Annotated in this window: 18 protein-coding genes; 4 read left to right on the plus strand and 14 right to left on the minus strand. The window is 38.7% G+C overall.

Annotated features, from left to right (window positions below):
• Positions 1–40: 40 nt before the first annotated feature.
• From ABOA58_RS16665 to ABOA58_RS16695, 7 genes are all read right to left on the minus strand, one after another.
• Positions 41–1,327: an ABC transporter substrate-binding protein gene (locus tag ABOA58_RS16665; RefSeq protein ID WP_350299280.1), complete on the minus strand. Its 1,287-nt coding sequence runs from the start codon at positions 1,325–1,327 to the stop codon at positions 41–43.
• A 114-nt stretch (positions 1,328–1,441) separates the two neighbouring features.
• Positions 1,442–2,428, minus strand: a complete 987-nt coding sequence (locus ABOA58_RS16670; RefSeq protein WP_350299281.1) for an SIS domain-containing protein — start codon at positions 2,426–2,428, stop codon at positions 1,442–1,444.
• A gap of 221 nt (positions 2,429–2,649) precedes the next feature.
• On the minus strand, positions 2,650–3,735 hold the full coding sequence (locus ABOA58_RS16675; RefSeq protein ID WP_350299282.1) for a GerAB/ArcD/ProY family transporter: 1,086 nt from the start codon (positions 3,733–3,735) through the stop codon (positions 2,650–2,652).
• Between the two features lie 13 nt (positions 3,736–3,748).
• Positions 3,749–3,982 (minus strand): hypothetical protein, encoded by a 234-nt coding sequence (locus tag ABOA58_RS16680; protein ID WP_053535516.1) that lies wholly within the window; start codon positions 3,980–3,982, stop codon positions 3,749–3,751.
• 6 nt (positions 3,983–3,988) lie between these two features.
• Positions 3,989–5,176, minus strand: coding sequence for a Ger(x)C family spore germination protein (locus tag ABOA58_RS16685; protein WP_350299283.1), 1,188 nt, complete (start codon positions 5,174–5,176; stop codon positions 3,989–3,991).
• 25 nt (positions 5,177–5,201) lie between these two features.
• Entirely contained in the window at positions 5,202–6,692 is a 1,491-nt protein-coding gene (locus ABOA58_RS16690; protein WP_350302902.1) for a spore germination protein, read from the minus strand.
• 919 nt (positions 6,693–7,611) lie between these two features.
• Positions 7,612–7,965, minus strand: a complete 354-nt coding sequence (locus tag ABOA58_RS16695) for a GNAT family N-acetyltransferase (protein ID WP_350299284.1) — start codon at positions 7,963–7,965, stop codon at positions 7,612–7,614.
• 795 nt (positions 7,966–8,760) lie between these two features.
• Between ABOA58_RS16695 and ABOA58_RS16700 the strand changes: the two genes are divergently transcribed.
• The 3 genes from ABOA58_RS16700 (at position 8,761) to ABOA58_RS16710 (ending at position 11,042) form a co-directional block, all read left to right on the plus strand.
• A complete protein-coding gene (locus tag ABOA58_RS16700; RefSeq protein WP_350299285.1) occupies positions 8,761–9,489 on the plus strand; it encodes a GerAB/ArcD/ProY family transporter in 729 nt (242 codons plus the stop codon).
• 384 nt (positions 9,490–9,873) lie between these two features.
• Positions 9,874–10,449: a membrane-spanning protein gene (locus ABOA58_RS16705; RefSeq protein ID WP_350299286.1), complete on the plus strand. Its 576-nt coding sequence runs from the start codon at positions 9,874–9,876 to the stop codon at positions 10,447–10,449.
• A 17-nt stretch (positions 10,450–10,466) separates the two neighbouring features.
• Entirely contained in the window at positions 10,467–11,042 is a 576-nt protein-coding gene (locus ABOA58_RS16710) for a hypothetical protein (RefSeq protein WP_350299287.1), read from the plus strand.
• Positions 11,043–11,498: 456 nt separating this feature from the next.
• Here ABOA58_RS16710 and ABOA58_RS16715 read toward each other — a convergent pair whose 3' ends face one another.
• A complete protein-coding gene (locus ABOA58_RS16715; RefSeq protein ID WP_350299288.1) occupies positions 11,499–11,969 on the minus strand; it encodes a hypothetical protein in 471 nt (156 codons plus the stop codon).
• Positions 11,959–12,339: a hypothetical protein gene (locus ABOA58_RS16720; RefSeq protein WP_350299289.1), complete on the minus strand. Its 381-nt coding sequence runs from the start codon at positions 12,337–12,339 to the stop codon at positions 11,959–11,961. The genes ABOA58_RS16715 and ABOA58_RS16720 overlap by 11 nt, the downstream gene beginning before the upstream one ends.
• Positions 12,340–12,799: 460 nt before the next feature.
• On the opposite strand from ABOA58_RS16720, the gene ABOA58_RS16725 reads away from it, so the two are divergent.
• Positions 12,800–13,246, plus strand: a complete 447-nt coding sequence (locus ABOA58_RS16725; RefSeq protein WP_350299290.1) for a DUF5392 family protein — start codon at positions 12,800–12,802, stop codon at positions 13,244–13,246.
• A gap of 162 nt (positions 13,247–13,408) precedes the next feature.
• Here the strand turns inward: ABOA58_RS16725 and ABOA58_RS16730 are convergent, their stop codons facing one another.
• The 5 genes from ABOA58_RS16730 to ABOA58_RS16750 all read right to left on the minus strand — a co-directional run bounded on the left by ABOA58_RS16730 (position 13,409) and on the right by ABOA58_RS16750 (position 20,470).
• Positions 13,409–14,440, minus strand: coding sequence for an aromatic ring-hydroxylating oxygenase subunit alpha (locus ABOA58_RS16730; protein ID WP_350299291.1), 1,032 nt, complete (start codon positions 14,438–14,440; stop codon positions 13,409–13,411).
• Between the two features lie 64 nt (positions 14,441–14,504).
• Positions 14,505–15,947, minus strand: coding sequence for an aldehyde dehydrogenase family protein (locus ABOA58_RS16735; RefSeq protein WP_350299292.1), 1,443 nt, complete (start codon positions 15,945–15,947; stop codon positions 14,505–14,507).
• A 133-nt stretch (positions 15,948–16,080) separates the two neighbouring features.
• Positions 16,081–17,511: an amino acid permease gene (locus ABOA58_RS16740; protein ID WP_350299293.1), complete on the minus strand. Its 1,431-nt coding sequence runs from the start codon at positions 17,509–17,511 to the stop codon at positions 16,081–16,083.
• A 69-nt stretch (positions 17,512–17,580) separates the two neighbouring features.
• Entirely contained in the window at positions 17,581–18,750 is a 1,170-nt protein-coding gene (locus tag ABOA58_RS16745; RefSeq protein WP_350299294.1) for a Glu/Leu/Phe/Val family dehydrogenase, read from the minus strand.
• A 55-nt stretch (positions 18,751–18,805) separates the two neighbouring features.
• The gene (locus ABOA58_RS16750) at positions 18,806–20,470 is read right to left on the minus strand and encodes a thiamine pyrophosphate-dependent enzyme (RefSeq protein ID WP_350299295.1); all 1,665 of its coding nucleotides are present in this window, start codon (positions 20,468–20,470) and stop codon (positions 18,806–18,808) included.
• Positions 20,471–20,531: the final 61 nt, after the last annotated feature.

Below are 20,531 nucleotides of genomic sequence, written 5' to 3' on the forward strand. Positions count from 1 at the left end.
AAAAGATCACTCCCTTAATAAAACGGAAAAATGATTCCCCTTATTTCCCCGCTTCGATTCTAACAGTATCGGCAGCTTTTTGAACATCACGCATGATTTGTTTAGGTGTTTTATCTCCATTTAACATCATTTGTGCTCCTGTTAAATAGGCATCTGCAATACGCGCATCAATGCTCATGTCAAACCATGGGGCCATTTCCTTGGCGTTTAATATGCTTTGAACCGCTTCCAGCTGTTCCGGGGAAGAATTATTTTCATTCACTGTACCTTCAACTGCACTATACTTGCCCACATCAGTGACTAGTTTCTCTCCCATCTGTTTAGTGGTTAAAAACTTTAAAAACTCCATCGCCTCTTTAGGATGCTTTGTCTTGGAAGAAATCATAAAGCCCTCAGGCGAACCCGTTAGATTTGTTTGATTGCCTTTTCCGCCTTCTACTTCGGGAAAGTTAAACATTCCAAGTTCAAACTTAGTGGGTCCAAATAGCTTGATTTCTGCCGTTTCTGCATAAATCATAGGTGCCTTACCATTTGAAAATTGCTGCCTAGCATATTCGTGATCTATTGAATTCGTATTCTCATTAAAATAAGGTAACAACTCTTGGAATTTTTCAAGCGCTTTTATGTAGTCGTCATCCTTGAATTTTCCGGTTTTTCGATTATAATCCATCGTCAGCACTTCCGGTCTAACAAGGCGTTGATTCAATGTGCCCAAATAATGTGAAATTGTCCAAGTGTCTTGACTGCCGAATTGAAGGGCTGTGTAGTTATTCTTTTTTAACACTTTTAACACGTCGATTAATTCATTCCAGGTTTTAGGCGGGTTTATGTTCAATTTTTCGAAGACATCCTTGTTATAGAAAAACATTTTCCCATCCATTGTTACGGGGACACCATACACCTTATTATTAAATGTATACGGTTTGACTTGGGATGGAACGAGTTGAGAAGACCATTCCGGATCGTTTTCATAATAAGAAGTTAAATCCAAAGCTTTATTGCCTCGCACAAACTGACTGGCAAATTCATCACTCCATGAGAAATAAACATCCGGCGGATTATTTGTACCTGTCATTACTTTAATTTTGTCTTTATACGAATCGTTTAGCACTGCTTCGGTTTTAATATTGATATTGGGGTTTTGTTTTTCAAAGTCTTTTACAACTTCATTAAAGTACGTTTTTTCCGGTTCCTTTGGCCACCTATGGAAAAATGTTATGGTTGTTTTTCCAACATCTGATTCTGAAGATGTTTTTTCACCAGAACATCCCCCAAGCATTAAAGATAAACTTAAAAATGATGCGAATATAAGTTTTGTTTTTCTCATGAATACCCTCCTTATTATAAATGCTTTTATCATCAGGAAATTATACTATAATGTTATAAAACATTATAGTATAATTCGTAAAAAATATACAGAATATTAAGTTTTCTCTAACTATTAGTATTCTACTTTCCACATATAACGCCTTTTGCTTAAAGGATGATTACGCGCTTCCGCTAATTCTTCTGCATATTGACGCAATACACGATTTAAGATAAGCGGTGCAATATATCCTTTTACTTCTTCATCGATACCATCAAAATCATACTGTTTTGCATCTAGCACCGTTAGTTTTTTGCCATAACGCTGAGAAAAAGATAACGCTCTTTCTTCTAATGGTCTTGTTTCATCCAATCCCAATAGAATGATAAACGGTACATTTTCGTCAATAATTTCGAATGGTCCATGGAAGTACTCGCCAGCATGAATGGCATGTGAGTGTATCCATTGCATTTCCATTAAGATACAAATACTAAAAGAATAGGCTGTCCCATAGTTGGAACCACTTGCCATTGTATAGATAACAGGTTCTTTTGCATGAGATTGGGCGAATACTCTTGCATTAGAAGCTTCTTTCTCCAGGGCTTTTTCATACACTGGCTGTAAATTCTCTAAACTTGATACAAGTTTTCCAAACTTCTCATTGTTTTCCGCTATATGAAGTACACCAAAAACTAGTTGATATAAAACACTCAGGTTTGTATCAAAGGCGTTTACACCGTTACCCCATTCATATTTAATGAAAAGGTCCGCATTTTGGGCTAATGGTGATCCTGGTTCGTTCGTTAATGCCACAGTAAACGCACCTTTACTTTTTGCAAACTTAGCCGCTTCTGCCGTTTCGGGAGTTGTTCCGGACATAGAGCATAAAATTACTAAGGATTCCTTCCCTAGTTGTTGTGGATTACGATGTATAAACTCATTTGAACTATATAGATCGGAAGTTATATTTTCAGCTTCACGATCCAGTATATATTTAGCTGAATACATGATGGCAGAAGATCCCCCGCATGCTACCAAATAAATATTGTTAATTTTCCTACCCTTTAATTGATCCAATACTGTTTTTACATCACTTTTTACATTAATAACCGATTTACTCATTTTCCCACTCCTTTAATATTTGATATACAACATTATGTAATGTTATATATTGTTATATTAAAACATGAGCTTTCTTTAGTCAATACATTTGTCAGAATATTTCACTTATTTATTTCCCTTGAATCAGTTAGGTACTATATCTCAGATCTTTTTCCCTTCTAAATTTTCATGATTTACAGACGTAATAAACGTCCACTTGAACATCTAATGTGATACACTTCTTATTTTTTTCTGATTTTCCCAACCAGTAATAATAACAATGGCAGAATAAAACAAATCGTTAAGGATAATGGTGTCCAAGCTGTAGCCATAAAGTTTTGATAATGCACGATATCGGGATGCGAAAAGATGGTAAAAGTGAGAATTAGAAAAGCTAATGGGAATAGAAGAATTTTGTAATTTTTTAATCCTAGCAATTGAGCTATCCCTAAAGCGAGTCCATAAAAGCATATGGTCAACTTAAAATACTCTGTAAAAACCCAAATGAAGGCCACAATGACCTCGACCCTTTCAAAAAAATTACCGATGCTTATCCTCATCCCCAATTTATAAGAAGGATAGGTCAATCTCGCTGTATTATCAGCACCCAATACGAGGATACTGAAAAGGATCACCAAGAAAAGAGCGCCGCCACCTAACAGAGTCCCTAAATAAAAGTTTTTCTTCACTTTAGCCTTTTCGTTTACATATGGAGTGATCATCAAAAAGAAAACGAGCTGAACATAAGGCAGAGCTAAAGAGTGATATGATCCCCTCATTATCGGTTTCATGCCTTCTTCAAATATAGGTTGCAAATTTTCGATTTTGATATCCGGGATAAGAAATACGAATAATATGAAAAGCAGCAGAACAAGCCAAGGAAAAAAGATTAATGCAGTCCGGCAGATAACTTCCAATCCTAGCCGTGCACCAAATAAGCTTGTTATTATAAACAAGATCATAATCATTTCCATAGGTGTCTCAACCAGAACCTGTGATGAAAAAAAATTCCCAATTTCACTAAGTAACGCTGAAGAAAGGTAATATAAATAAAATAAGAATAGCAGTGCCGAGATCTTCCCGATCCATTTTCCAAATATTTTTTCATTAACTTCTATATAAGTCATGGATGGGTAAAGTGATGCGAGCCGGGTAAATAGGAAAACGAAACATAAACCGATGAGAGTAGCTAAGATATAGGCAATCCAGCCATCCTGCTTTGCTAAAGAGACAAGTACGGAAGGTAAAGTAAGTATCGCTCCTCCTATGGTGAATATGATAACCATTATAAGAAATTCACCAGAGCTGATTTTTCCTTTTTCGAGCATATTTAATACCTCCCTAGGATAAAATACGATCCATGAAATGAGCCAGTGGACTATATATTTTCGTTATCCAGTCTATAGGAGTGGGAATGGTAATATCCTTGATAATTAAAATACTCAACGTCATGCCAACTAAAAGCAATAAAATGAAAATGACAATTTCCTTCCAGCATTTCTTTTTAATAAGGGGTGGTATTTCGAAAAATGAAATAATAGCTCCAGTACACACTGTTCCAATAATTGCCCACATTGACCTTTACTCCTCGATTTCTTTTTGAAAGGATTCTGATATGGTGCCTAAATTGCGAATCTTTGCTTTAATGGTTACATTCACGTCCAAATTTGCGAATTCCTGATCCCAATTTCCTTCTAAACGTTTCCATGCTTTAGGATCGGTTCTATGAATTTCTTCACCAAAACCGAAAATGTCACTTTGATACTTCTCTTGAAGCGTTTTTATCGATCCTTCTATTTTATCCTTAATGTCTTTTGCGTATCTTTTATTCAATTCTTCGATTTTTTCAGGTTTAGTTAAATCGATTGTGCATTCTACTTCACCTATACTCCCTTCTGAGGTGACATTTATATCTATTCTCGGATTTCCTTTTTCCATTTTCCCCTTGATTTTCGTTTTTGAACTAGTCGTGTTGACCGTAATTTGCTCACCTTCACATGGAATATTTACCGCAGTGGACTTAACATGATCTGTAATGTAACTAACACCTTTACTGTCGTTCCTGTTTAACCAGCCGACAAGTTTATCCTTCTTGAATACTCCAAGATAATCCAAACGCAAGCCGGATTTCGGGGAGATATTTTGTGCATTCGTAACATTGCTTCCTGATTCGGGATCACCATAAACGAGAATCCCCGTTAGCATGGCCTGTCTCCCTTTGCTGACGATACTGCTGACCAGCTCATCCAAAGTGACCGTCCTTGTCGGTGCCCACCTTCTCTCTGAATTTTCCAAGGCATCAAAAACTTTATTAGCCGGTATTTTTTCAAGGGCCGTTTGCACATTAAGCGTTTCATAAGCAGTTGCCCCCTTTGCAACGGTCATATAGAAATCCGAACGCAACTCCTTTTGCCGGGAAAGGACATCCAGAGGTTTTGCAATTCCTGCCCTGGCCATTTCCTCACCAAAGACGATTTCACGAAGATGTGCGACATATAACCTCCTTGGTACATCAGTTGATAGGCTTCTAATTGCTTCAGCAATGGTTGCACCGCTTTTCCTGAAGGTTACAACTTCCGTGCGGCCAGAACGGGCATCACCTGCCAGCTCACTCGAATTTAGAACTTGGACGGTTACAAGATACCCATCTTCTTTTTTATCAATTCCCATGGCAGTAACGATGGCAAGTTCGTTCAACTCAATGCTGCTCCAACAGCCGGATAAACAAATTATAGGTAACATTAAAAATACCTTTAGCATTTTTTTCATAGTGAACCCTCATAATCTCATCATTTTATCTAGGTGGTTTAGGAGAACTTACATCTCCTCTGTCTGTATCATTTTTACTGATCAAACGAGGCCGCTTTAATAATGACCAATGCGGCATACGAATGATGTTGTCTTTTTGATCTTGTAAAATGAATGGTGCATTTGGAGCTAAATATGGTAAACCAAAAGATCGTATGCTATTTAAATGCAGGACCATCACGATTAGCCCCAAAATGATCCCGTATAACCCAAATGTAGCGGCAAGGATCATAAACAAGAATCGAAGCATCCGAAAAGCCATGGCCATACTATTGGCTGGGAACACAAAGCTGCAGATGGCTGTTAAGGACACGATGATAACCATTGTTGCTGAAACGAACCCTGCTTCGACAGCAGCCTGTCCAATAACTAATGCACCCACGATGGAAATGGATGAACCGATTGCCCTAGGCATCCTCACACCTGCCTCACGCAAGATTTCAAATACTACCTCCATCAGCATCGCCTCTACAAAAGCTGGAAAAGGAACACCCTCTCGCTGTGAGGCTAGACTTATGAGTAAAGGAGTAGGAAGCATTTCTTGATGAAAGGTTGAGACAGCGATATAAAGTGATGGTGTAAGCAAAGCAAGGAAAAAGGATAAATACCGTAATACTCGAATTAATGTTGCAATGTCTGCCCGTTGATAATAGTCTTCACTGGACTGGAAAAAATGCACCATCAATGCTGGAACGATAAGGACAAACGGAGTTCCGTCAATTAGTATCGCAATCCTTCCTTCTAAAATGGCAGCGGCTACAGCATCAGGACGTTCCGTATTATAAACGGTTGGAAAAGGAGTGTATACTTCATCCTGAATAAGCTCTTCAATGTAACCACTCTCAAGAATCGCATCTATATTGATTCGATTTAACCGGCTTTGCAATTCTGAAACCGTTTTATCATTGGCAACACCTTTTAAATACATAATCGCAACGTCTGTTTGCGTTTTTTCTCCAATCTGCTTTGTTTCAAGCCAAAGGTTTGGATCTTTTATTCTCCGTCGTATTAAAGCAGTATTTGTTCGCAGCGTTTCAGTAAACCCATCCTTTGGTCCTCTTACTACTGTTTGGGAGGAAGGTTCTTGAACTCCGCGATCGGCCCAATCTCTTGAGCCGAGTGCCATTCCTTTTGGGGAGCCGTCCATCAATAACATCGTGTCTCCCGATAAAACATGGTTAAAAAGCTTTTGAAAATCAGTTATTTCCACTATTCCCCCTACAGGAAGAGTATTTGATTTTATTATTTCAAAACAATCAGGGACTGCTACGTCCAAGTCAGCGTTCCGAATTTCAACCATCAAAGTGTCGAGGATTAAATCTTGGATGGAAGCTGAATCCGTTAATCCATCTGTGTAAACGATACCTAACTTAATTTCCCCATTTTTACCTGCTTGAAAATCCCTTATAACTATGTCTGAACTATTTCCTAACGTTTTCTTAATATGGTCTAAATTATATTGAAGATCAGAGGATATAAGTTTTGTTTGATGATTCTTTGAGTCTTTACTTCGGTTTTGGGCTTGAACCGGATTTTGGTTTTGATTTTTAGTTTTGCTGGAGTTTGGATGTTCGCTTTGCTTTAGGTCTACTTCTTGTTTTTTACTTTTCACTGATTGTTTATCTTCAATTAACTTCCTCAATGGAATAGGAACTCGAGATTTCAATGCTAACCCCCTCATAACCAATAGCCCGTTAAAATTATGTTTTCACCTTGGCTGCAATTATATCCATCTAAGTAAAATAAATTGCAATTAATTTTCAAGAGCAAAATTCAATTAAAAGTTGCTGAAGATGGCTCGGATATTAACATTTTTGGACCTGTTTTTTCCACATAATTGAATTGCAATTAACCACTTCCTTCCATCACTGTAAACTCGGAAGCAACCTCTCTTTTGGAGTCAGTTCAATAGGTATAATATTAAAAATGGATTTACTAGGCACCTGAAGCACAACTAATCAAATTTATTGGAAGTTATGTTTAAAAGTATCCTATGAGTAACTGCATAGATTGCCAATATTCGCATAATCTATTATCATTTTCGAGAGCAACGACTTTAATGTTTTCTTGTTTGATAAAGTGGAATGAAGTTGGTCGGTTTAAGGGCACGAAAAAAGATAAATGAAGAAAAACCCTGCAGAGATTTCTCTCCACAGAGTTTCTATAAGCTTTCAACTAATTTTTTGGTGCAGGGCACCTTGCCTTTGAATATGCGAATCGTTTTTTTCGTTTGTTTAATCCCAGGTTTATAACCTGGTTTTTCCCACCTTAACTTCTTCATTAATAATGTTTTTTACCCACTTTTTCCTCACTCTAGAAGTGAAAAAAGGTACTATCAACAGCTAAAAAAATTGTACATGAAACGACGAAAAATATATGGTAACAAGGCACCGAATTCAAGATTCCAATGTAATATATTCAGCTCCCTGGTCTTTTGCCCAATTATGTATATAACTTAGCAGATTATAACCAAGGCCACTAGGACGATGATTTTCATCAGTAACCAAATCTTGCACATAAACATAGCGTTCATTGTATGAATCTTCACGCCAGCTAATACCTGCTAACGCTACGATGCTCGTATCATGATATAAAGCAAATAACTTTTTACCCTCCTTACGCATTTCATTTAATAATTCTAGATATTCCTTAAAAGTCAAATCAGTACGCAACTGACTTAATATTGGATAAGCCTGTAAGAATTGATGTTCTACAGTTAACTCTACTATATTTTCCACTGGTATTTTCATTCTAATATTCCCCTACCTTTTTTAAGTTTTATGGCTTCGCCTTCCCTTTATGAATCCGGATTAAATTTCTGACATATAACCAAGGGCAAATTAAACATCAAATAAATGTTTTCAATAATTGTGTGTCTAACAGTTTCCCATTCTTCTCCTTTCTCCATATTTATTAGATATACACACATAGATATACACATAAATAATATGCAAGAATCGCGCCAACTCAAATCTATTACAAATAAAAATATTGTTGCATCTTTACCTTAATTGACGTAACGAAGCAGGTTAATCAGAAAATCTCACCAAATGAAATTTGATGAAAAATCAGTTAAATCAAATATTCAGTTCCTAAAACATTATGATGTGGGGGAATTTAAATACTTTCTCTTGGACCATTAGGAGAAGCTACATAATGGAAGTGGGACAAGTAAAATTATTCTTCTATTATCTAAAGTATGTATGGCCGTTTCTCAAATCCGAGACAAAATATTCAATTGTCAAACACATAGGAAGATAATTTATAAACGAGTGATGGGTAAATTCGCACGACAAAACATGGCGTGTGATTTCCGAAATAAGAAATAAGAATAATATAAAAAGCAGCAAAATCGAGCCCGAATAATGAAATGGGAATCGACTTTCGAAGAAAAGCCAAGACGATTCAAATTAATTTCCGTGTGAATAACTTGAATATGAATAGCCAAAACTATGGAGTAAAGAAGGAAGGAACAAACATAAAGGAGAAAAAAATGCCTGGTAGTTTCAAAATTTCTTCACATCAAATGATGATTTTTTATTCTTTTGTACTCGGTAGGAACGGTTATTTTACATACTCCTTCTCCTTTAGCTGGTTTTGCAAAGCAGGATGCGTGGCTTGCTGCATTATTTAGAACAGGAATCGCATTAATTTTTGTATGGTTCCACATCAGGGTTGGAAATTTATATCCTGAACTCCCTTTAGATCAAATAAATGAAAAGGTTTTCGGTAAGTTAGTCGGAATGATGATCAATTTCACATTTTTTATCTGGTCTTTTTCAACTGCTGCCGAGACAATTTATTATATGGGGAATTTCATTGAAACTTTTTGGATGCCGGATACTCCACTTGCAGCATTAAATATAATGTTAGCTGCAGTTGTGATCTTTACAGTTCGCCTTGGTATTGAAACTTTTACACGTACGTTGGAAATATTCTTCATACCCGTATTAATATTACTGACTATTTTTTTGGTATCCATCATTCCTCAAGCCAATATCCAAAACATTCAGCCAGTATTTGAAAATGGAGCCAAACCTGTCATACGTGCGACACTTTTTTTCATCAGCGTGTTCACGCTATCTCCTGTTATGTTTTTAATGATTTTCCCTTCAAAAGTCAATGAAAGTAAAAAAGGGGGTAAAGCTTTTTTTATCGGCACATTGATCGGAGGAATCATTTTAATTCTGTTTATCATGCTGGATATTTTGGTTCTTGGACTCGATACCACAGCAAGAAATATCGCTCCAAGTTATACGATGGCAAAAAAATAAATATAGGGAATTCCTAATGCGGGCACGATTTGGATTTTTACAACCTATCGGTGATGTATTTTTATGTATCGGTTGTTGTTTTTTCAAACATATTCAATATAAAAGATTATCGTCCATTTACTACGGCTTTAGGGATGATAATGGTTTTGATTGTTTTTCCGATGGTACCATCATCCGGGGAATTTAATAGAAATATATGGTTATTCTATGCATGGACTTATGGTCTGGTCATGCCTTTATTATTGATTATCACGGCTAAATTTAATAACGCCATTAATAAGCACCATGGCAGCCAACAATGATAATGACCAAAACGATTAAAAGAACATCATAAAAATTCCAGAAGTCCGAAATTGTCGGGGTTAATGAATATTTACGAATGAGGTGAGTATATTGAAACATAAAATAATCATCATTTTCAGTCTGGTTTTTATAGCATTCATGACTGGCTTACTCATCTTTTACCTCATAAAAGATGATTCTTCCCGATGGATGGTAGCCCTTGGGGGAATATTGGTAAGTGCCTTGCCCATTTTATTACTGTTTGTAAAAAATAATCCTTTTAACATTCCAATCATAATCGGTTACTATGTTTTTATTTTCTGTACGACATTTTTAGGGTCTATCGCAAATTTTTATGTGGATTTTAAATGGTGGGACTCTGGCCTTCACTTCTACAAAGGTATTTTCGTGGCTTTTGTTGGAATTGCTCTTTATAAACAATTCATTCCTCCAAAAGCGAGAAAAGATGTTTCAAGGTGGGTCATCTTTCTATTTGTTCTCTCACTTTCAGTCATTGCCACTGTTCTTTGGGAAATATATGAGTTCGTAGGAGATATCACTTTTACTCATACCATGCAGCGAGGCGGTAATAAAGACACCATGTACGATATAATTTACGGTCTTACGGGCGGCCTGCTTATCTCCATTTATTCTATTGTACAAAAATCAAAATTATAATTTATAGAGGTATTCATATGAATCGGAAGCTAGTTATTTCATTAAGTTCAGTGTATGTACTTTTCATGGCAGCTTTATCTATTTTTTACTATACATCCGATGAAACTTTTAAATCACTCGTTTCGATAGGCGGTGTGGTATGTGGAGCAATTCCCCTTTTATTGGCCCTATTTACCAAGCTTCAATTCAATCTGCCAATAATCATTTCCTATTTAATCTTCTTATTCGGTTCACAATATTTAGGATCTATTTTAGGTTGGTATGGACTGGGATGGTGGGACACATTCTTACATTTACTAAGCGGTTCCCTTCTCGCTTTTACGGGAATCGCTTTATATGAACGATTGATATACAGAAATGCAGGCAAAGAAATATCCCCTTGGTTTGTCTTTTTGTTTACTCTCTCCTTCTCAGCACTTGGTGGTGTCATATGGGAGATTTACGAATTTAGTTCTGATCAATTATTCGGAATGACACTTCAAGGCGGGGGAAATAAGGATACAATGATAGATTTAATTGCGGATACTGTTGGAGGTCTTATCATTGCAGTGTGGGCCGGAGTGCGGACAAAGATTAAGTTAAAGAAAACATGAAAAAACCCTTTTCTTTTATCTTATTGTAAAATAACAGCAAACCATATGATATTTTGAGGGTTGACTGCATTAAAAAAACGTTCCAGTTGATTTCAGAAGTCCACTCCTTTTCCGCCGACTGTCTGCCGAGCCTCCTCAACACAAACGTCTCCGGGGTCTCGGCTAGCCAGTTATTCGGCAGGTATGTCGCAAATTCTCAATTTAAAGAGGATTTCATCCGTATAGATAACCAATTTTTTCGGAGTGAAAGCATTTCGAACCTTTACCGACATGAGGGGTTCTATCTAAATTTTAAAACAAAGTGATTGGAGCGGGTGTTCGAGACTCCTGCGGGAAAAGCGAGTGCCTGGAGGCAGCGTTCATTGTACAAACCATAAAAAAACTGTAGACAAACTCGACTTTAATCGAGTTTGTCTACAGTCTGAAACGACCCTCTTATCGATGGTCGTTTTTAGTTCATTTAAATATGATGGAAATTATTTTTTCCGTCGTCATCGCACTATCCACCACATATGTTCCAGGTCGTAATCCGTTGGCCTTGCCTTTCTTTTCAACCGCGTCGGAAAACTCATTTGCATTTTTAATGACTTTTGCCTTTTGCAGGGTTTTCCCCACATCGATGCTTGTCGAGCCTTTAGACACAGAAAGAACTGTACGGTATATGATTTTTTCTGTTGGTTCTTTTACCGTTTCTTTTTCCGCTTCCGCTTTATCTTTAACCGACTGTGCTTCAGCAATCTGTTCTTCCCATTCTTTTTCGGAATGTATGACATACCCTTCTGAAGCCAGAGACTCTTTCATTTCATCTTCTGATAGTTTCTCCGATGTGCCGGTCGCTTCACCTGGACCAAAGAAGTACACTGCACCGCATAAGCCTGCTGCAACAACAATGCCTCCGGCAAAGCTGCGCATTGATTTAGATGTCATTGGCCACATTTCTCCTTTCATTCTTCGTTATTATGTAAGGAGTAAGCATGCGTTCTATTTCATCTTCCGGCTGTTTTGTCTTCAGTGCGATGCTTTCAAATGAATAGCCTCGCTTATGTAGGTCGAGTACTTCACGCAACAAGACCCGCTTTTCGGAAGACATTGCTAGAATGCCTGCCTCTTGCACCGTAATTTCAGCATCTATCTCGATGTTTCTGATTTTTTCCTGTAATACATTCATTTCATCTCCAAAAGTGATTGCAACCTGTTCCAATTGACTGTCCACTTTTACAGAATCCTTTTTAATAAACGATAAAATGAACAGTAATACTGCTGCAGCAAACAAAATGATCAGAGCCCATTCCATCATTCTATGTCCCTCCTTAATCTTTGAATCTATTATCTCGCTTTCTAATTATATATTGATTTGTTCCAAAACTCGATTTAAAAGAACAAAATACCACAATAGTCACGTATTTATGACAAAAAAAGGCGCGGCAAGGCCATCCATAACTATTAATAATCAAAAAACGAAAAAAACAGCTTCCATTTGAGGACCATTTTACCATAATCCATTCATCATTAATACCATTGTTAGTATATTAAGGCAACATACTGCAAGAAAGCTGTCTAACTGGGTTATCAAACGTATAAATGGCATTCTTATTCACATCACCGCTTGTACTTCTCCCTTTAAAAATCCAAGGGTTATATTAAATGACAAACACGTTTCCAAACGATAAGATATATATTATTAGGTTTCTTTTCCTGTTTCAGTGAATAGGTACGATTTCCCAGTGCCATTTTCGAACAATATTAAGGAGGATACAATGAATATTAAAATAAATAATATACCTAGTTTCATGCAAGCCGAAATCGAACAACTTCAATCAAAATTGTCCCCCTTGTTGAAGAAAAATATGAAATACGGTTTTTTTTCGACTGTGATGATAGGCTTTTCCGTCATTAATCTTTTTTTCCTTTTATTTAAGAACGAATCTTTACCCATCTCGAAAATTGCACTTGGAATCTATGCATTGGTGGGAGCTGTTGGATTTGCTTTATTAAAAGAAAACAAACACAACCAAAAAGAAATAGTGAAAATGAGTCAACAATATATGTTGGATAGAATTAAAAAAAGCAGCTATATAACAGATGCCAGAAAAAGTAATTACTTTAAAAGAGTAAATGAGCATCCGCTTACTGCCATGAATGTTTTTTTTGAGTTTCTTGCTGAAGAACAACAATGGAAGAACAAATCCTCTCACCCTGATTAATTTCAGTCGTTGAAATAAGCAAAAAACTCAGCACTAAAAAACAACTCAACCAGTGTGATCCAGTAAACTGCCGAATCACACTGGTTGGTTGCTTAGCTATTAAATTCAAAAATTCTCTGTATCACGTTTCTTTTAAGTGCATTCCAATTGGCAGCTCAGTTGTTAGTTCTGGAGCTTTTTATGAATAAGTTCATGAAAATAGACTGCAGCATGTTCAGTTGGAGAAAAGATACCATTTGTAAATGCCTCGGAACTTAATCCTTTTTGCAGTTTTTCCACCAGTTCAAAATCTTCCTGCCGTACTTGGTCAACAAATTTAAAATATTCTTCTTTTTCTATGGTTGTTTTTTCATCGAGGGAGTAATCACGATAAATACCTAAAGACGTCACGGCATCAACAGGAATTACTTGAATAGTATTCACATTCCCGTCTCCAGGATAAACGTTAATCATCATATTTGGCCAAACCCAATAAAAACGCGCTTGATCACCTTCGCCATTCTTACTTGCTGTCATATATTGATAGGTGAATTTGTCGTGTGTCGTTGTGCAAAAGTTTGATAAATCAAAGGATTTTGCAAAGCCAGGATGAGCAATGGAACAATGATCACATTCAAGGTAATTGTCAACAACGGCTTTCCAATTAGCTTTTACTACACGCCTGGTTTCCCTAACTAGTTTCAGTGAATCAAAGAAGGGATACTCTTTCATTTCCTCTAAAAATTCCTGATATGCTTCTGCCATAGAAGGTGCATTTTTATCTAGATTGACAAAAATCATAGCATTCTGAACTTCTAAGCGAATGGATTTCATACAGCTGTGTATTCCCAGTTCATTCGTTTTAAAATTAGGAGCTCTATGCACACTTCCATCTAATTTGAACGTCCATCCATGGTATCCGCATTGTAAAATTTTCTTATTTCCTTTATCGGAGTTTTCTACTTTCATTCCGCGATGAGGGCAAATATTGTAGAAAGCACGAAGTTCACCATCAGTACCGTGAGAAACGATAATAGGCTCTCCGGCGATGTCTATTGTCATGAAATCGCCTACTTTTTCAACTTGGCTTGCATGCCCAGCTAATATCCAACTCTTTCTAAAGATTTTTTTTCTTTCTTCATTGAATACCTCTGGTTCGACATACCGTGAATAAGGGAGTGTAGGGCTGAACTGTACATTTTCTTTAATAGACATATTGAAAATCCCTCCTGATTATCATCTAATTTAAAAGTTCAAAAAATGCTTGGTACCATTTTAGTTATACCCGATCCATATAGACTGTCTTGACCTCAGTATAGAATTCAACGGCACTCTTCCCTTGTTCACGGCTGCCTGCACTTGAATTTTTACATCCGCCAAATGGCATTTGCGGTTCGGTTCCTGCTGTTTCCGAATTGACATGAACAAGACCCACCTCCACATCTTCAATAAACCGTTGAGCCAACGTTAAATTGTTTGTACAAATTGATGCGCTCAATCCATACTCTGTATCATTTGCCATCTTAACTGCTTCCTCATAATTTCCGGCCTTAAAAAGGGCGATGACTGGTCCGAAGATTTCTTCACGTGCAATGCGGGCATGTTGTGGAACATTTTCAAAGATAGCCGGCCGGACATAAAAACCGTTCGCCAATTCCTCTTCTGCCGGAATCTCCCCTCCACACAACAGCGTAGCTTCTGATTTCCCAACATCGATCATTTCAAGCACGCCATCGCGTTGTGATCTAGAAACAGCGGGACCGATATATGATTCTTCTTTGAGCGGGTCGCCCACTTTTAATTCTTTCGTACGCGCGACAAGCCGTTCCCGGAATACTTCATAAATTCCTTCTTCGACAATCACCCTGCTAGTGGCTGTGCATTTTTGCCCTGTGGATTTAAAAGCTCCGCCTATAGCTATTTCCACTGCTTTTTCAAGATCAGCATCGGCGAGGACGACGAGCGGGTTTTTCCCTCCCATTTCCGCTTGCACTTTCTTTCCATGTTCAATGGCTTGTTTTTGAATTTGTTGACCTACTTGATTCGAGCCTGTAAAAGATATGGCCTTCACATCCGGATGTTCCACTAATGCAGCACCAATGACGGAACCCCTTCCGAATACACAATTGATGACACCAGGCGGAAGACCCGCCTCATCAAATGCTTTCATCACATGATAGACCGACTTAGGTGTAAAATCAGCCGGCTTAATCACGACTGTATTCCCGTAAATCAGGGCCGGCGCCAATTTCCATACAGGGATGGCGATAGGAAAGTTCCATGGTGTAATCAACCCCACCGGACCTAGCGGGGTGCGGATAGTGTATAAAAATGTATTGGCATTTGCTGAAGGAATTACTTCCCCGATTGGCTGCCGGGCTTCAGCAGCATAATATTCAAGTATGCTGGCGGCACGATTGGCTTCCCCCATCCCTTCCAAGAATGTTTTCCCTTCTTCCTTTATCAAATCTTGACCTACTTCCTGAATATTCTTTTTTAAAATATCAGCTGCTTTCTGCAAGTATGAAGCCCGTTGCTGAAACGACAGCTTTTTCCAGTCAGGAAATGAATTTTTTGCGGCTGCCACTGCATCATGTAAATCAACCACAGCACTTGATGGAAATTCTCCTAAATTTTCTCCATTATGGGGACTAAGATTTTCCTTATACTCCCCTGTAGTGGGTTCTTTCCATTTTCCATTAATATAATTTAAGTAACGCATACGATTTCCTCCGTATTCTATTTTTCTAATTTTAAATAATAGGTTTGCTTATACCGGAAACTTCTAAATGGATACTTCAGCGATTCCTGCATACCCAAACGTTTTCTTTTGTCGGGCACATTAAGAATAATCACTATTGAACAAAATCATTGGGCTGATCATTTGTTAAGGCTGGCACCTCCACTTTCCTTCTCGCATATCTGAAATAGTAAAATATATAGCAAGCAACGACGAAACCTAACCCCCAATACAACGAAGTGCGCTGTGTCGGATCATAAGCGGTGAACACGAAAATACCAAGACACATAATGATGCAGAGAATCGGGGCAAACGGGAAAAAAGGTACTCTAAACTTCAGATTTTCAACCTTTCCGCCTGCTCTGATATACTGCTTACGGAATCTGTACTGTGCGAACGCAATCGCCATCCAAGTAAGCACCCCTCCAACCCCGCTTATGGAAAGTAGCACAACGAATAACGTTTCTTCCGCTACTACACTAGTAAGTAAAGACAGCAAGGCAAAGACCATGGTGACGAGTAAGGCGTTCATAGGTACACCGCGCCGATTGAGCTTTCCAAATGCAGAATGCGCCATACCGTTTTGAGAAAGGGAGAAAAGGATCCTTGTACAAGCAAACAGACCCGTGTTTCCTACAGAGAGGACCGCCGTCAAAATTACGAAATTCATAATGTCAGCTGCATAAGGAATGCCTACCATTTCAAACACGGTAACAAATGGGCTTTCCAATACCCCAACTTCTTGCCACGGGACGATGGCCGACAGAACAAAGATTGCCAGTACATAGAAAAGCAGCACACGTATTACGATATTTCGAATCGCTCTCGGAATGCTTTTTTGCGGGTTTTCCGTCTCTCCTGCTGCAACACCCATGATTTCCGATCCCTGGAAAGCATATACGACTGTCATCATCGATATAAACACACCCGTGAATCCTGTAGGGAATAGTCCATCTCCTATAAAATTGGAAAAGAATGGGGCAGGTTGTGCATCCTCCATATGAATCAATCCAAACATCGCTGCAGCACCGATAATTATGAATAGAATGACGGCAAGTACTTTAATCCCGGAGAACCAATACTCTGTCTCAGCGAAACTTCTCGTCGTTAATGCATTTATAGTGAATAAAAGTATTGTAAATATCACACACCATATCCATACTGGTATATCGGGAAACCATCTAGTCATGAGCAAACCGGCCGCTACAAATTCCAGGCCTACGTAAAGTGCCCAGCTCAGCCAGTAAATCCAGCCAATGACAAATCCAGTGGCGGGACCGATAAATTTCGTTGCATGGACCTGAAAGGATCCGGATACCGGCATCACTACCGATAATTCACCGAGACAAATCATCGCCAAGTACATTAATAAACCACCGACCAAATAGGCAACGATCGCTCCTAAGGGTCCAGCTTCACCGATTGCATATCCTGAGCCCAGGAAAAGACCTGTTCCAATTACCCCACCTAAGGAGAGCATGAATAAATGTCTACTCTTCATTGAACGCTGTAATTCTTTTGGCTGATTTTCATGTTCCGTTTGCATGAATTCCCCCCGTTCCTGATCGATAAACTGCCTGAACACTTTTACGATTAACACAAGTTAACGAGAGTTTCACGATAACGCTTCGGAAGGCACTGTATATTCTGGAAGGTCGCTGATTGTCGGTTTAAATATTTCATAAGCTACTTCTCTTTGATATTTTTTTTGTTTTTTTGCTTGTGTAAACAAATGAAACGTATTTTTCCTGCATAGTTTTTCTATATCATCAACGACAGCTTGTGGATTTGGTTTAACTAATCCGAAAATAACCACATCATAAAATCTTATCGCCCCAAGGTTGGCAACGAAATCATTGACAACATCTATTCCTCTCTGTTTTATGATTTCGTCTCCCTCGGGAGAAAGGGGAATGTTCGCCGCCTCAACGATCAAGCTCGCTTTTACGCTTTTGGCATTGGATATGTGGATGACATCCTCCAATGCGGACGGAATTAAAATGTCGCAATCTATGTCGAGCCATTCCGTGTTTGGCCTTACATCATAATGCGGTTCAAAAAAGGCTTTATCCATTTCCCCGTACATATTCTTATGATCAATAAGCTTTTGGACATCCAATCCTTCTTCACATGTAACCAAAAGGGCTGCATCGGAAATTCCCACAACTTTATAACCTAACTGGGACATTTTCAATGCGCAGCTTGCCCCTACACAGCCGAATCCTTGAATGACAACTTTCGCTCCACCTTTTCCGCTTTTAAATTTCCATGCCTCATCTGCGGAAAAAGCCACACCATAGCCTGTTACGACATCGTTTAAAAACAACCCGTCGATTTTTGTCGTCAACAGTTCATCGAAGTCTTTTATCCCTTGCAGAACATTCGGATTCTGCTTCATTGATTTCGTTAGGGGGATATCAATGCCAAATTCATTAAATATTTTGAGCACATCTTCATATTTGGTACCTAAATCACTGCCTAACGATACCCCTATATCTATATAAGGCATCATCGCAATCAAAAATCTTCTTAACACTGCATATGCGTCTGGCGCTTTATAATCATAGGCAATGCCCGCTTTACAACCGCCAGTAGTCCCAGACTCACAGGCTACATACTTATAAGCCATAGCTTCGGCCAACCTCTCGACCTCTTCTCTTGTAACCGTTGGGTGCATTCTAGTACCGCCGCCTGTGTAACCTTTGACAAAGTTATGGACGACCAGCCAGCCTTTAGCATCTGTTTCCGTATCATTCCATTCCACAACTAAATATGGTTTTAACAACTATGAAACCTCCCTTAAATACTTTCTTTTTATTGGTTCCTGCTAACTTCCAATGTTAATTGTTCGACACTAGCTTTTCGTGGACTTCCTTCTTGTCTTGGCCTACAGATAGAATCTTTGGATTTACTGCAACTTCGATTACAGCAGGCAGCCCTGAAGCAATCGCCCTTTGCAGCGCTGGCGCAAAATCACTATTTTTTTCAACCTTTTCACCATGTGCTCCAAATAAGCGCGCCAATTCGGCAAAATCAGGATTAGACAAGTCAGTTCCAACGACCCGATTTGGAAAATGCCTTTCTTGATGTACACGAATTGTTCCGTAAATATTGTTGTTCACAACAATTGATATAGTCGGAATTTTATACCGTACAGCGGTTTCAATCTCTTGGAGAGTCATCATAAAGCCGCCGTCTCCTGAAATAGAAACAACATGTTTGTGAGGCTGCGCCAGCTTTGCCCCAATAGCAGCAGGCAGTCCATATCCCATCGCACCCGACGTTGGCCCCACGTATGTGTTTTCTTGTTCAAAACGATAATATCTGGATAGCCACCCAAAAAAGTTTCCTGCATCATTTGTAATGATGGTATCCTTCGGCAGACCGACGGCCAGATCATGCATCAATCCGTCCATATCCACGAAATCTTCTGTATAGTCGGCCTTTGGTTCAGAAAATTCCATATATTTATCGTGCAATCCCTTCAAATGATCCTCGCATGAAATAAAAGATCCTGATTCTGGTGCTTGTAGTGCTTGTTCCAAGAAGCTCTTGGCATCTGCTTCAATGGCAAGGGAAGGAGCATACACTTTACCAAAAATTTCTGGACAAATATCCACATGGATCAGTTTTGTATTTTTAGAAAGCAAGGTGTAATCTTGGGTTCCTACTTGAGAGAATCGTGTCCCTAATGCCAAAACTACATCTGCATCACGGATTGCATCAAGTAAATATTGAGGTGTCCCAAACCCAAGCCATCCTGCATAGCTAGGGTGTGAGTTCGGAAACGCGTCAAATCGACGGAAAGCTGTAACGACAGGAAGTTTCATTGTCTCCACAAATTGTACAAGCAGCCTGTTGGCCTTAGCATGAATCACACCTCCTCCTGCAATCAATACGGGGCGCTCCGCGTTTCGTATTGTATCCATCGCCTGCTTCACATCTTCCATATGTGGTTGAGGAGGAAGCGGGCGATAAGAAGGATTAATGTTCAACTCTGCCTCATCTTCTAACATGTCATGCGGCAAAGCCACTAATACAGGGCCCGGACGACCCGATCGCGCAATATGGAAAGCCCGTTGCAATAATTCCGGGATTCTTTCCACACGATCGATCTCTACCGTCCATTTACATAAATGACTGAAAAAACCCGTCAAATTCACTTCCTGAAAGGCTTCCTTCTCTTTAAAAGGGCGTTCGACTTGGCCAATAAGCGCAACCAAAGGGGTTGAATCCTGAGCAGCAGTATGAATGCCGATAGCTAAGTTTGTAGCCCCCACTCCACGGGTTGCCATACAAACTCCTACCTCCCCTGAAGCCTTGGCATACCCTTCCGCCATAAAAGAGGCACCTCCTTCATGCCTGGCGGAAATAAGTTCTATTTCAGGATGTTGATATAGCGCATCCATTACACTAAGATAACTTTCACCTGGTACACAAAAAGCTTTTTTTACCCCTTCTTTAGCCATTACTTCTACGACTGCTTTTCCTCCACTGACTTTCATAATCAAGCCTCCCGCTTTCAAGTACGTGTTTTTGTTCTCGTAATTTATGATTATATTAATA

It is taken from the genome of Peribacillus frigoritolerans (assembly GCF_040250305.1).
Lineage (GTDB): Bacteria > Bacillota > Bacilli > Bacillales > DSM-1321 > Peribacillus.

Bases quoted from the DNA above. Each gene is read 5' to 3' on its own strand.
- ABOA58_RS16695 (WP_350299284.1), bottom strand. From the start codon at position 7,965: ATGAAAATACCAGTGGAAAATATAGTAGAGTTAACTGTAGAACATCAA.
- ABOA58_RS16670 (WP_350299281.1), bottom strand. From the start codon at position 2,428: ATGAGTAAATCGGTTATTAATGTAAAAAGTGATGTAAAAACAGTATTG.
- ABOA58_RS16675 (WP_350299282.1), bottom strand. From the start codon at position 3,735: ATGCTCGAAAAAGGAAAAATCAGCTCTGGTGAATTTCTTATAATGGTT.
- ABOA58_RS16735 (WP_350299292.1), bottom strand. From the start codon at position 15,947: ATGCGTTACTTAAATTATATTAATGGAAAATGGAAAGAACCCACTACA.
- ABOA58_RS16680 (WP_053535516.1), bottom strand. From the start codon at position 3,982: ATGTGGGCAATTATTGGAACAGTGTGTACTGGAGCTATTATTTCATTT.
- ABOA58_RS16715 (WP_350299288.1), bottom strand. From the start codon at position 11,969: ATGACATCTAAATCAATGCGCAGCTTTGCCGGAGGCATTGTTGTTGCA.
- ABOA58_RS16685 (WP_350299283.1), bottom strand. From the start codon at position 5,176: ATGAAAAAAATGCTAAAGGTATTTTTAATGTTACCTATAATTTGTTTA.
- ABOA58_RS16665 (WP_350299280.1), bottom strand. From the start codon at position 1,327: ATGAGAAAAACAAAACTTATATTCGCATCATTTTTAAGTTTATCTTTA.
- ABOA58_RS16720 (WP_350299289.1), bottom strand. From the start codon at position 12,339: ATGATGGAATGGGCTCTGATCATTTTGTTTGCTGCAGCAGTATTACTG.
- ABOA58_RS16730 (WP_350299291.1), bottom strand. From the start codon at position 14,440: ATGTCTATTAAAGAAAATGTACAGTTCAGCCCTACACTCCCTTATTCA.
- ABOA58_RS16710 (WP_350299287.1), top strand. From the start codon at position 10,467: ATGAATCGGAAGCTAGTTATTTCATTAAGTTCAGTGTATGTACTTTTC.
- ABOA58_RS16750 (WP_350299295.1), bottom strand. From the start codon at position 20,470: ATGAAAGTCAGTGGAGGAAAAGCAGTCGTAGAAGTAATGGCTAAAGAA.
- ABOA58_RS16740 (WP_350299293.1), bottom strand. From the start codon at position 17,511: ATGCAAACGGAACATGAAAATCAGCCAAAAGAATTACAGCGTTCAATG.
- ABOA58_RS16725 (WP_350299290.1), top strand. From the start codon at position 12,800: ATGAATATTAAAATAAATAATATACCTAGTTTCATGCAAGCCGAAATC.